The organism is Streptomyces bohaiensis, assembly GCF_012033785.1.
Taxonomy (GTDB): Bacteria; Actinomycetota; Actinomycetes; order Streptomycetales; family Streptomycetaceae; genus Streptomyces; species Streptomyces bohaiensis.
The window spans coordinates 1-11741 of record NZ_JAAVJC010000152.1 but is presented as its reverse complement, the minus strand read 5'-3'; the positions used below and the strand labels follow the sequence as shown (position 1 = coordinate 11741).

Here is an 11741-nt window from a genome sequence, read left to right as displayed (position 1 = left end):
CCGCCGCGTCGTCCCGGCGGCCCGGCGGCCCGGCCACCGCACGCCCCCGCACCCGGGCGCCGGCCGACCGGCGTCCGAGCGGCGTCCGACCGGCGGAGACACCGCGTCGCCCGACGGGTTGAGCCCGTGTCAGCGGGGTACGCGCCGGGGCGGCGTCGTCCCGGCGGCGGCGGCGCCGCCGACGCCCCCGCGCCTGCGCCCGGCCACCTCCGGAGCCCCGCGGGCGCATACGATGACGGAGCGCCGCTGCTTCCGGCGCGTGATCCGCGCGGCGGACGGCGCAACGGCCGCCGCGTCCGGATGACGCACCGGCACGGCGGCGCTACTGTCGCTGCACGGCCGTCTCCCGACGGAACGGCGCACCGCGCCGGCCCCGACCGGGTCGGCCGCTCGGGGCGCGCCGTGCGGCGGTGGCGCCCCGCGCCGGCCCCGCAGGGGCGCGGCGGTGGCAGTCCGCCGGGGTCTTCCGGCGGGCAGGTCCGTACCCAGCGAGAGGGATGACGCAATGAGCGCAGCCGACGAGGGCCGCAGCATCGGGAAGCTGGTGGCCGAGGCGTCGGGGCAGATGTCCGAGCTGATGCGCGACGAGATCGCGCTGGCCAAGGCGAAGCTCCGCGAGGACGTCCAGCGCGGCAAGAAGGGCGGGTCCGCCGGCGCGGTGGCGCTGGTCTTCCTCGTGCTGGCGCCCTTCCCGCTGACCGCCGCGCTGGTGTTCTGGCTGCGCAACTGGTGGGACCTGCCACTGGCGATCGCGTTCCTGATCGTCGGCGCGCTGTACCTGGTCGTCGCCGCCGTCGCGGGCCTGGTGGCGAAGCGCGAGTTCCAGCGGATGCCCAAGCCCGACCTGGGGTCCTCCGCCAAGGAGTCGGCCGCCGTTCTCTCCAACGTCAAGCCGCGCCCGCGTGAGGGTGTGGACGAAGGTGACAGACTCCCCGCATGACCGTTCCCGAACGTTCCGAGGCACGCACCAGTCTTGTCGAGCAGCCCGGTCCGTGGACCCATCGCGATGTCGCGGCCAACGGTGCGCGGTTCCACATCGCCGAGATGGGGGACGGGCCGCTGGTGATGCTGGTGCACGGCTTCCCGCAGTTCTGGTGGACCTGGCGGCACCAGCTTCCCGCGCTGGCCGAGGCAGGCTACCGGGCGGTGGCCATGGACCTGCGGGGCGTGGGCGGGAGTGACCGGACGCCGCGGGGCTACGACCCCGCCAACATGGCGTTGGACATCACCGGTGTGATCCGTTCGCTCGGTGAGCCGGACGCCGCCCTGGTCGGCCACGGCCTCGGCGGCTACCTGGCCTGGACGGCCGCGGTGATGCGCCCGAAGCTGGTCCGCCGGCTGGCCGTGACCTCCATGCCGCACCCGCGCAACTGGCGGGCGGCGATGCTGCGGGACCCGCGGCAGACGGCGGCCGGGTCGTTCGTGTGGAGCGTGCAGCGCCCGTGGGTGCCGGAACGGCGACTGGTGGCCGACGACGCGGCGCTGGTCGGGCGGCTGCTGCGGGAGTGGTCGGGGCCCCGCGGCCCCGAGGAGGCGGACCTGGAGCTGTACCGGCGGGCGATGTCGATCCCCTCGACCGCGCACTGCTCGGTGGAGCCCTACCGCTGGCTGGTGCGGTCGCTGGCGCGGCCGGACGGCATCCAGTTCAACCGGCGGATGCGGCGTCCGGTGCTCGCACCGACGCTGCACCTGCACGGCTCCCTGGACCCGGTGATCCGGGCCCGCAGCTCCGCCGGTTCCAACGCCTACGTGGAGGCGCCGTACCGTTGGCGCCTCTTCGACGGGCTGGCGCACTTCCCGCAGGAGGAGGACCCGTTGGCGTTCTCCACCGAGCTGATCGACTGGCTGCGGGACCCCGAGCCGGACCGCTGACGACCTCGACCGACGCGCTGGGCCCCGTCGCCACGGGCGGCGGGGCCCAGCGCGTCGGTACCGCGAAAGGCACCGGCGCGAGAGCGGGGGCGCGCGCCGGACCGAACGCATCGGTGTGGAGTGAGGCGGCCCGGGTAGGCGCGCGACCGCGCGGGGTCACCGCGGGATGCAGGTCCACCACCCGGCCGCCGCAGCTCCTTCTCGACTCCTCCACACCCTCCGTGAGCACTTCACGGAACCAGCCGATCACGAACGGTTTACATTCGCACGGATGTGCCCGACGCATAGGCCAATTCCTGGCATCGGGGACGGTTACCCACCCGAAGGCGGGGGCAGAGACGCACTATGGGCTGGACGCACGACTCCCGTGACGTGGCACGCGAACGGAGCGGCAACGGAGCCGCCGTCAGAGCGCAGAGCGCTGCGCGACGAGCGGGTCCCGGCCGCCTGACGACGAGAGATCCGAGTATCGGTTTCCCACACATCCTCCGCCGCAGGGCGCGCTGGGTATCCACCCGGCTGCGTCACCCGCGCGGCTGATCCGACACCTACCCCGTCCGACCGCATCGATCCGTACAGCGCGACCGCACGACGGCCCGCCGACGGGCGTCCTCCCCTCCCGGGGTGGTGCCCGACGGCGGGCCGTCGGTCGTCGTCGGGGCGGCGGGCCCGGCGGCGGCCCCGGCCCGCGGCGGATCACATGGCGCAGCTCTCGGTGTCGACCGGACGGTCCGCGGTGCGGCTCTGCTCGACCACGCCGCGCACCTCGTCGTAGGTGAGCGCGTAGCCGGTGTCGTCGTCGTCGAGCGACTTGGCGAAGATCACGCCGTAGACCTCCCCGCTGGGCGTGAGCAGCGGACCGCCGGAGTTGCCCTGGCGGACCAGGGCGCGCAGCGAGTAGACGTCGCGGTTGACGGTGCCGCGCCGGTAGATGTCCGGCCCGTTGGCCTGGATGCGGTCGCGGATGCGGGCGGAGCGGACGTCGAACGGCCCGCTCTCGGGGAAGCCGGCCACGATGGCGCCGTCGTCGTTGACCGCGGCATCCTCGGCGAACGGCAGCGCGGGGGCGCCGAGGTCGGGAACGTCCAGCACGGCGACGTCCCGCTGCCAGTCGTAGAGGACCACGGTGGCGTCGTACAGCTGCCCCTCGCCGCCGATCTGCACGGTCGGCTCGTTGACACCGCCGACGACGTGGGCGTTGGTCATCACCTTTCCGTCGTCGAAGACGAAGCCGGTGCCCTCCAGTATCTTGCCGCAGCTGGGCGCGGTGCCGGCCACCTTCACGATGGACTCGCGAGCCTGCGCCACGGCGGGGCTGTCGACCAGCTCCGGGTCGGGCGGGGCCACGTCGGTGATGGGCTCCTCGGTGAACGGGGAGAACACCTGCGGGAAGCCCTGCTGCGACAGGGTGCGGCTGAAGTCGTCGAACCAGGTGTCGGCGTTGTCCGGCAGGGCGTCCGAGACGCCCTGCAGCACCCGGGAGGCGCGGACCTCCTTCCCGACCGTGGGCAGCGTCGTCTTCTCCAGCACGGAGCCGATGAGCCACGCCACCAGCAGCATCGCCATCACGTTGACCAGCGCCCCGCCGGTGGCGTCGAGGGCGCGCGCCGGCGACCAGGTGATGTGCTGGCGCAGCCGGTTGCCGAAGTGGGTGGTCAGCGCCTGGCCGACGGAGGCGAGGACGATGACGATGACCACCGCGACGACCACACCGATCGAGCCCGGTGGCCGGCCGTCGCTGAAGTGGTCCCAGGCGATCGGGAGGAGTCGGACCCCGATCAGACCGCCACCGATGAACCCGATGACGGAGAGCACACCGACCACGAAGCCCTGTCGGTAGCCGAGGACCGCGAACCAGACGGCGGCCAGCAGCAGGATGAGGTCGATTGCGTTCATGACGGCCACCGTCTCACGTCGGGGGGCGGTGCCTCACGCGCCGCCGTCGAGCTTGTAGTGCCGGTCCCGATCCCACGGGATCTCCCAACCGGCGTAGTGCAGAACGCGGTCGATGATGCCCGCGGTGAACCCCCAGACCAGCGCGGAGCGGACGTCGAAGCAGGGGCCGCGGTAGCCGCTGGGGTGGATCGCGGTGCCGCGGTGGGCGGGGTCGGTGAGTTCACTCAGGGGGACGGTGAACACCCGTGCGGTCTCGCCGAGATCGACCGGCGCGACCGGCGAGGGCGTGTGCCACCAGCCGAGGACGGGTGTCACCACGAAGTCGCTGAAGGGGATGTAGAGCCTCGGGAGTTCGGCGAAGAGGCGGACGCCCGTGGGATCGAGCCCGGTCTCCTCCTCCGCCTCGCGCAGCGCCGCACGCAGCGGCCCGACGGTGCGCGGGTCACCGTCCTCCGGGTCCAACGACCCCCCGGGGAAGGAGGGTTGGCCCGCGTGCTGACGGAGCGTCCCGGCGCGCTCGGTGAGCAGCAGCTGCGGCCCCTCCGGGCCGTCGCCGAACAGCACCAGGACGGCGGCCGGGCGGCCGCCGCGCTCGGGCGGCAGGAACCGGCTCAGCTGGTGGGGTGCGACGGTCCGGGCGGCGTCGGCGACGGGGCGCAGCCAGGCTGGTATCCCCTCCTCGCTCAGCACCGGCGCGGGGCTCTCCTCCTCCCGGGGTGCCGCGGGAGGAGCGGGGTGAGCCGCCCCGTCGGCCGCGGCGCCCTGCGGGCCGAGCAGCGGCCCGCCTCGCTCCCGGCGGCTCACGCGTCACCGGCCTGTGGCTCGTCGGTGGCCCGCGCGGCGGGGCCGGGGTAGTCGGCGGGGGGCTTGAGCCGCTGGCCGGGCTTGCCGGCCAGCTCGTACTTGAGCAGGCCGCGGGCCTTGTCGGGGTCGGTCTCGCCCTCGCCGTAGGAGGGGCAGAGCGCCGCGATCGGGCAGACGCCGCAGGCGGGTTTCCGGCTGTGGCAGACGCGTCGGCCGTGGAAGATCACCCGGTGGGAGAACATCGTCCACTCGCTCTTGGGGATGATGTCGGCGATCTCCGCCTCGACCTTCTCCGGATCGGTCTGCTCGGTCAGCCGCCACCGGCGGACCAGCCGGCCGAAGTGGGTGTCGACCGTCAGCCCGGGCACGTCGAAGGCGTTGCCGAGCACGACGAACGCCGTCTTGCGGCCGACGCCCGGCAGCGAGACGAGGTCCGCCATGCGGCCCGGCACCTCGCCGCCGAACTCGTCGCAGATCTTCGCGGAGAGGCCCAGGAGCGACTTGGCCTTGTTGCGGAAGAAGCCGGTGGGGCGGATCAGCTCCTCCAGCTCGGCCGGGTCCGCCGCCGCCATGGCCTCCGGGGTGGGGTAGGCGGCGAAGAGGGCGGGGGTGGTGCGGTTGACGCGCAGGTCGGTGGTCTGCGCCGACAGCACGGTCGCCACCAGGAGCTCGAACGGGTTCTCGAAGTCCAGCTCGGGGTGGGCGTAGTGGTAGACCTCGGCCAACTCACGGTTGATGCGGCGGGCCCGGCGGACCATGGCGAGTCGGCTCTCGGGCTTTCCGGCCCCGGCGGGCGCGGACTTCTTCGCCGCATTCTTCGCGGGCTTCTTCACAGGCTTCGTCGCGGACTTCTTCACAGGCTTCGTCGCGGACTTCTCAGCAGGCTTCTTCGCGGCCTTCTTCGCGGGCTTCTTCCGGTCCGCCGCTCCGCCGCCGGACGAATCGGCACCCCGGTCGGTGCCCGACCCCGGCGCGTCGGCCGCCCGCTCCCCCGTGGTCGACCGCTCCGTCTTCGCCGTCCCCGTTCGCACCCTGCTCTCAGCCATGCGAGGAAGGCTACGCCGGACGGGCCGTCCACCGCGGCGGTTGCCGCCGGTACCGGCGTGGCCGCCGATGCGCGCGGGGCGCACCGGGGCACCGTCCGGCGCGGCCGGTGACCACCCTCGCGCGGGGCGCTGTCGCGGCGGCAGGTCGCCGCGGTGACAGGCGGAGCCGACGGGGGAGGCGAGGCCCACGGGGGCCGGCCCGCGAAGCCCTGGGTCCGAACCCTGGGCGCGCGGCCGGTCACGCCGGGTGATGGGCGGCTCCGGGACGCGCCCGGCGCGGGGGCGGCTGGCACCGCGGGTCACCCCGGCGCCGCGCCCGCCGGAACGTGTCACGGACACCTGTTCGCCGTGGGCGGAACGGGGTCACCCGTCGGTGGTCGCGGCGGCCCCGGACACCGTGTTCTGCCGGTGCTGGGCGGCCGTTTGGGCGCGCGGGCAGGCGCGCACCGGCGCACGGGCGGCGGGGCGCCCGGCCCGCTCCCGGGCACTGATCGGCCCCCCTGACGGCATGCAAACGGTTCCGGTAGGTCAGACTTGTGACGGACGGCACCCCAGTGCGGTCCGGCATGATGGGGCCCAGCGGCCGACACCTGGCCCACAGCCGAGAGGGAGAGAGACCTCGTGGACGACGTTCTTCGCCGCGCACCGCTGTTCGCGGCGCTCGATGACGAGCAGGCCGCCGAGCTGCGCGCCTCCATGACCGAGACGACGCTCTCGCGCGGAGAGGCGCTGTTCCACGAGGGTGACCCGGGCGACCGCCTCTACGTGGTCACCGACGGCAAGGTCAAGCTGCACCGCACCTCCGCCGACGGCCGCGAGAACATGCTCGCCGTCCTCGGCGCCGGGGAGCTGATCGGCGAGCTCTCGCTCTTCGACCCGGGCCCGCGCACCGCCACCGCCAGCGCGCTGACCGAGGTCCGCCTGCTGGGACTGGGCCACGGCGACCTCCAGCCGTGGCTGAACGTCCGCCCCGAGGTGGCCGGCGCCCTGCTGCGCGCCGTCGCCCGTCGACTGCGGCGCGCCAACGACAACATGTCCGACCTCGTCTTCTCGGACGTGCCCGGCCGTGTCGCCAAGGCGCTGCTGGATCTGTCCCGCCGGTTCGGCGTGCAGTCCGAGGAGGGCATCCACGTGGTGCACGACCTCACGCAGGAGGAGCTGGCCCAGCTGGTCGGTGCCTCCCGCGAGACGGTCAACAAGGCACTGGCGGACTTCGCGGCCCGTGGCTGGCTTCGGCTGGAGGCCCGCGCGGTGATCCTGCTGGACATCGAGCGGCTGGCCCGCCGCAGCCGCTGACGGCTCAGGGCCCGCCCGTGACGGGGCCCGGCGGACACGCGCACCCGCGGGGTGCGTGCGCCCGCCGGGCCCCGTCGCGCGTGCGGAGGCGGCCGGGCCGGCGGAGGCGCCCCGGCGCCCGAACCCGCACGGCGCATGCCGCGTACCGCGTACCGCTCAGATGAGTCCGTGCTCGGTGAGGTACTCCAGCTGCGCGCGGACGGAGCGTTCGGCGACCGGCCACAGCGCGCGGTCGACGTCCGCGTAGACGTGCGCGACCACCTCGGCCGGGGTGCGGTGGCCCGCCTCGACGGCGGACTCCACCTGGGCGAGCCGCTTGGCGCGGTGCACCAGGTAGAAGTCGATGGCGCCGGCCGGGTCCCGCAGCACCGGGCCGTGCCCCGGGAGCACGACGCGGACCGCGTCGTCGATGACGGTGGCGCGCAGCCGCCGCAGCGTGTCCAGGTAGTCCCCGAGGTCGCCGTCGGGGTGGTCCACCACGGTGGTGCCGCGGCCCAGCACCGTGTCGCCGGAGAGCAGTGCGCGGTCCGCCGGCAGCAGCAGGGCGACCGAGTCGGCGGTGTGGCCGGCGGCCGGCACGACGGAGAGCCGCAGCCCGTCCACCAGCAGCAGCTCCCCCGCGACGAGCGGTTCCGCGCCGCGGCAGAGAGCGGCGTCCCGCGCCCGGACGACGGAGCCGGTGAGCTCGGCGAACCGTTCCGCGCCCTCGGCGTGGTCGGGATGGCCGTGGGTGAGGAGGGTGAGCGCCACGGTGCGTCCCCCGGCGGTCGCGGTGGCGGCGACGCGGGCCAGGTGCTCCTCGTGGAGTGGGCCGGGGTCGACGACGACGACCTCGCGGGCGCCGGGCTCGGCGAGCACCCAGGTGTTGGTGCCCTCCAGCGTCATCATGGACGGGTTGGGTGCCAGCAGACAGGTGGCGCGTTCGGTGACCGGGCCGTCGGTGACCGCGGCCTCGGGCTCCCCGGGGGGCGCGGCTGCGTCGGTCATGCGGTGTCCTTTCCGGGGGCGGCGGGGGCGGCGGGGGCGGCGGGAGCGGCGGGGACGGAGTGGTCACCGGCAGGGCGGCCGTCGACGTCCGGGGGTGCCTCCTCGGAGGCGACACTGCGCTCGAACTCGTCGTGACCGGGCCAGCTGAGGACCACCCGCTCGCCGTCCAACCGGGCCCGGGCGAGCACCGGGGCGAGGTCGCGGTCCCCGGCGGCGCGCAGCGCCTCCTCGGCCCGGTGGTGCGGCAGCAGCGCGCGCAGCGTGGCGACGGTCGGCGGCATCATCAGCAGCTCCCCGGCGCGGTAGCCGGCGAGGGCGTCGGCGGGCGAGGTCCAGCCGGCGCGGTCGGCCTCGGAGGAGGCGTTGCGGCTCTGCTGACCGGCGGGGAGCAGCGCCACGAAGAACCAGGTGTCGTAGCGGCGGGCCTCGAACTCGGGGGTGATCCAGCGGGCCCAACCGCCGAGGAGGTCGTCGCGGACCACCAGCGAGCGGCGTGCCAGGAACTCGGAGAACGCCAGCTCGCGGGAGACCAGGGCGCGGCGGTCGGCCTCCCAGTCGTCGCCGGTCGTGTCGGAGACGACGTCGGCGGCGGTGCTGCCGGCGAGGAGGACGCCGGCCTCCTCGAAGGTCTCGCGGACCGCCGCGCAGACGACGGACTGGGCGGTGGCGGTGTCGACCCCGAGCCGCTCGGCCCACCCGGCGGGGCCGGGTCCGGCCCAGGTCAGCGGGGTCCGGTCGCGGGGGTCGACGCCGCCGCCGGGGTAGGCGCAGGCGCCGGCGGCGAACGCCATCGACAGGCGGCGCCGCAGCAGGAAGACCTGGGGCCCGCCGGCGGTGGCGCTCCCGGCGGTGTCGACCGCCTCCGGGGGGTCGCGCAGCAGCAGCACGGTCGCGGAGGGCCGGGGCGCGGGCGGGGTGATCTCACCGCGCGCCAGTGCCCGGATCCGCTCGGGCCACTCGGGCGGGAACCACTGGCCCCCCGCCGGGGCCCCGGACGTCGGCGTCGTCGCATCACCCATGGGGCGGATGCTACGCGGGCGGGCGGTCGGCTGTCCCGGTCGGTGAGCGGCCGGTCGCCGCGGCGCGGTGGGGGACGCACCGCAGCGACCGGCGGCCCGCCGCTTCCGCCGCCGCTCACCGACTCAGGGCGCTGCGGCGGTCGGCCTCAGCCGTGGCGCCGGGCCGCGGCGGTGGGGGTGGCGTAGGGCAGCAGCGCCATCTCGCGCGCGTTCTTCACCGCGCGGGCCATCTCCTTCTGCTGCCGCACGGTCAGGCCGGTCAGCCGGCGGGAGCGGATCTTGCCGCGGTCGGAGACGAAGCGGCGGAGCAGGTCGGTGTCCTTGTAGTCGATGGAGGTGAGGCGGGCGGCGTGCAGCGGGTTGGGGCGCGCCCGGTCGGTGCCGCGGCGCCGGCCACCGGTACCGCCGGTACCGCGGCTCACCAGGACGCCTTGCGGACGCCGGGGAGGTGGCCGGCGTGGGCGAGCACCCGGGTGGTCACCCGGGACAGGCCGAACGCGCGGAGGTGGCCGCGGGGTCGTCCGTCCACGCTGTCGCGGTTGCGGACGCGGACGGCGGCGGCGTCGCGCGGCTGGGCGCGCAGTTCCCGCTGGGCCGCAGCGCGCTCGGCGTCCGGGGTGCTCGGGCGGCGGATGATCTCCCGCAGTTCGGCGCGGCGCTCGGCGTAGCGGGCGACGACGCGGCGCCGCTGCTCGTTCTTGGCGATCTTGCTCTTCTTGGCCATGGGCGGTCTCCAGGGGTTCCGGTGGTCGGTTGGTCGGGGGCGGGGCTGAGGCTGGGCGACGGGGTGGTCAGACGCGGTGGCCGCGGGCCCGGATGCGGGCGACGGCGGCCTCGACCCCGATGGTGTCCACCGTCCGGATGCCCTTGGTGCTCAGCCGGAGGCGGATGTGGCGGCCCTCGCTGGGCAGCCAGTAGCGCTTGCGCTGGATGTTGGGGTCGAAGCGGCGGGGGGTGCGCCGGTGGGAGTGGGAGATGTGGTTGCCGAAGCCGGGGCTGCGGCCGGTGAGCTGGCAGTGGGCGGACATGCGGTCCTCTCGGGTCTGCGGCGGTGCGCCGGGCGGTTCGGCCGGTCCGGTCGGCCCGGCCGGGAACAACCGGGACCACCGGAACGCTTAATGAAAACGATTCTCGTTTCTGTATAGTAGCGGCATGGCACACACCGACATCCGCCCGGTCGTCAAGCTCCGCTCGACCGCCGGCACCGGATTCACCTACGTCACCCGCAAGAACCGCAGGAACGACCCCGACCGGATGACCCTGCGCAAGTACGACCCCGTCGTCCGGCGCCACGTGGCGTTCCGCGAGGAACGCTGAGACCACCCACGGCCCCGAGAGGAACCGTCATGCAGCAGCAGATCCACCCCGCCTACGGTCCGGTCGTCTTCCGCGACCGCGCCGCCGGCACCGCCTTCCTCACCCGCTCCACCCTCGTCGCACGCGAGAACGCGCCGACCGTGGCGTGGGAGGACGGTCGCGACTACCCCGTGGTCGACGTCGAGATCTCCTCGGCGAGCCACCCCTTCTACACCGGTAACGCCCGCGTCATGGACACCGAAGGCCGCGTGGAGCGCTTCGAGCGCCGCTACGGACGGAGCGGTGGCCGCTGATGCTGAGCGTGGTGATCGTCGCCGGGATGCACCCGGAGGCCCGGAGGGCGACGACCGACGCACTGCTGCACGCGGTGCCCGGGGCGGTCGCCCTCCACCACGACCTCACCGGGGCGACGGGCGGCACCGTGGTCAGCTCGCTCCGGGAGAGCGACGGCACCACCGCCGTCCGCGAGGTCCCGCTGGTCAACGAGTGCGCCTGCTGCGCGCTCCGCGACGACCTGGTGCCGGAACTGGAACGGCTCGCCGCCTGCGGGACCCACCCGCTGGCCGTCGTCGAGCTGTGGGACTCCGTCGAACCGCAGTCGATGGCCGAGGTGGTGGCCGCGCACGCCTCCGAGCGGATCAGCCTGGACGGCGTCGTCACCGCGGTGGACCCGGCGCTGGTGCTGCCCTGCCTGGCCAACGGCGACGGCCTCGACGAGAGCGGCCTCGCCGCCGCGCCCGGCGACGGCCGCACCGTCGCCGACACCTTCGCGCGGCAGCTGGAGTACCCCTCGGTCCTGGTCCTCGTGGACGGCCCCGAGGCCGCCGACGAGGCGGACCGCGCGCTGCTGCGGCAGCTGCACCCGACCGCGCGCCGCCTGCGGACCACCGACCCGGGGTTCGCGACCGCCGTGCGACCCGGGTTCGACGCCGAGGCGGCGGCGGGCCGCCGCCACCCCGCCTGCGCGCTGCTCCCGCACGACGACCACGCCCACGGCGTGGCCACCACCGTCTGGCGCGCCCGGCGCCCGTTCCACCCGGATCGGCTGTTCGCGGCGCTGGAGGACCTGGCCTGCGTGGCGGTCCGCAGCCGCGGCCGGTTCTGGCTCGCCGACCGGCCCGACACTTTGGTCTCCTGGGAGTGCGCGGGCGGCGCGCTCTGCGTGGAGTCCACCGGGCCCTGGCTGGCGGCGCTGCCGGACGCCGCCTGGGAGCTGGTGCCGGCCGAGCGGCGCGCCGCGGCGGCGCTCGACTGGGACCCGGAGCACGGCGACCGGGTCCAGCACCTGGTCTTCACCGCGCCGGACCTGCCCTCGGACGACGTGGCGCGGGTGCTGGACTCCTGCCTGCTCTCCGACGCCGAGTACGCCGCCGGACCCGAGGCCTGGGCGGGGTACCGCTCCGAGTTCGACGCCTTTCTCGCACCGGCGGGCTGACCGGCCGTCCGCGGGCGCGGGCGCAGCCCCGCCCCGGCGGCCCGCCGGACACCGGGGTGGCGCCCGCGC

The 11741-nt window shown here is 75.1% G+C and carries 14 protein-coding genes; 6 read left to right on the top strand and 8 right to left on the bottom strand.

Translation table 11 applies throughout. The features are described 5' to 3' along the window. Nucleotides 1-505 precede the first annotated feature (505 nt). Nucleotides 506-940: a phage holin family protein gene (locus HCN52_RS16285; protein ID WP_168089176.1), complete on the top strand. Its 435-nt coding sequence runs from the start codon at nt 506-508 to the stop codon at nt 938-940. Then, nucleotides 937-1872 (top strand): alpha/beta fold hydrolase, encoded by a 936-nt coding sequence (locus HCN52_RS16280; RefSeq protein WP_168089175.1) that lies wholly within the window; start codon nt 937-939, stop codon nt 1870-1872. The genes HCN52_RS16285 and HCN52_RS16280 overlap by 4 nt, the downstream gene beginning before the upstream one ends. 696 nt (nt 1873-2568) lie before the next feature. On the opposite strand, the gene HCN52_RS16270 is transcribed toward HCN52_RS16280, so the two are convergent. From HCN52_RS16270 to nth, 3 genes are all read right to left on the bottom strand, one after another. After that, on the bottom strand, nt 2569-3768 hold the full coding sequence (locus HCN52_RS16270; protein WP_168089173.1) for a MarP family serine protease: 1200 nt from the start codon (nt 3766-3768) through the stop codon (nt 2569-2571). 33 nt (nt 3769-3801) lie between these two features. Beyond that, nucleotides 3802-4458: an NUDIX hydrolase gene (locus HCN52_RS16265; protein ID WP_312876730.1), complete on the bottom strand. Its 657-nt coding sequence runs from the start codon at nt 4456-4458 to the stop codon at nt 3802-3804. Between the two features lie 110 nt (nt 4459-4568). Then, nucleotides 4569-5618 (bottom strand): endonuclease III, encoded by a 1050-nt coding sequence (nth, locus tag HCN52_RS16260; RefSeq protein WP_245175201.1) that lies wholly within the window; start codon nt 5616-5618, stop codon nt 4569-4571. Nucleotides 5619-6239: 621 nt separating this feature from the next. Here nth and HCN52_RS16255 point away from each other — a divergent pair. Continuing rightward, nucleotides 6240-6914, top strand: coding sequence for a Crp/Fnr family transcriptional regulator (locus HCN52_RS16255; protein WP_167934426.1), 675 nt, complete (start codon nt 6240-6242; stop codon nt 6912-6914). Between the two features lie 156 nt (nt 6915-7070). Here HCN52_RS16255 and HCN52_RS16250 read toward each other — a convergent pair whose 3' ends face one another. The 5 genes from HCN52_RS16250 to rpmB form a co-directional block, all read right to left on the bottom strand. Continuing rightward, nucleotides 7071-7901, bottom strand: a complete 831-nt coding sequence (locus tag HCN52_RS16250) for an MBL fold metallo-hydrolase (RefSeq protein ID WP_168089172.1) — start codon at nt 7899-7901, stop codon at nt 7071-7073. Then, entirely contained in the window at nt 7898-8920 is a 1023-nt protein-coding gene (locus tag HCN52_RS16245; protein ID WP_168089171.1) for an NUDIX hydrolase, read from the bottom strand. The genes HCN52_RS16250 and HCN52_RS16245 overlap by 4 nt, the downstream gene beginning before the upstream one ends. A 146-nt stretch (nt 8921-9066) precedes the next feature. Further along, nucleotides 9067-9342, bottom strand: a complete 276-nt coding sequence (rpsR, locus tag HCN52_RS16240; RefSeq protein WP_168089170.1) for a 30S ribosomal protein S18 — start codon at nt 9340-9342, stop codon at nt 9067-9069. After that, nucleotides 9339-9644 (bottom strand): 30S ribosomal protein S14, encoded by a 306-nt coding sequence (gene rpsN, locus HCN52_RS16235; protein WP_168089168.1) that lies wholly within the window; start codon nt 9642-9644, stop codon nt 9339-9341. Before rpsN ends, rpsR begins: the two co-directional genes overlap by 4 nt. A gap of 67 nt (nt 9645-9711) precedes the next feature. Next, entirely contained in the window at nt 9712-9948 is a 237-nt protein-coding gene (gene rpmB / locus HCN52_RS16230) for a 50S ribosomal protein L28 (protein WP_168089166.1), read from the bottom strand. A gap of 124 nt (nt 9949-10072) precedes the next feature. On the opposite strand from rpmB, the gene rpmG reads away from it, so the two are divergent. From rpmG to HCN52_RS16215, 3 genes are read left to right on the top strand one after another with little or no spacing between them, the layout of a single operon-like run. Continuing rightward, nucleotides 10073-10237 carry a 50S ribosomal protein L33 gene (rpmG, locus tag HCN52_RS16225; protein WP_168089165.1) on the top strand — a complete coding sequence of 55 codons (165 nt, stop codon included), beginning with the start codon at nt 10073-10075 and terminating at the stop codon, nt 10235-10237. A gap of 29 nt (nt 10238-10266) precedes the next feature. Beyond that, a complete protein-coding gene (locus tag HCN52_RS16220; protein ID WP_168089164.1) occupies nt 10267-10530 on the top strand; it encodes a type B 50S ribosomal protein L31 in 264 nt (87 codons plus the stop codon). Continuing rightward, nucleotides 10530-11672, top strand: coding sequence for a CobW family GTP-binding protein (locus tag HCN52_RS16215; RefSeq protein ID WP_168089163.1), 1143 nt, complete (start codon nt 10530-10532; stop codon nt 11670-11672). Before HCN52_RS16220 ends, HCN52_RS16215 begins: the two co-directional genes overlap by 1 nt. The last annotated feature ends 69 nt before the right edge of the window (nt 11673-11741 follow it).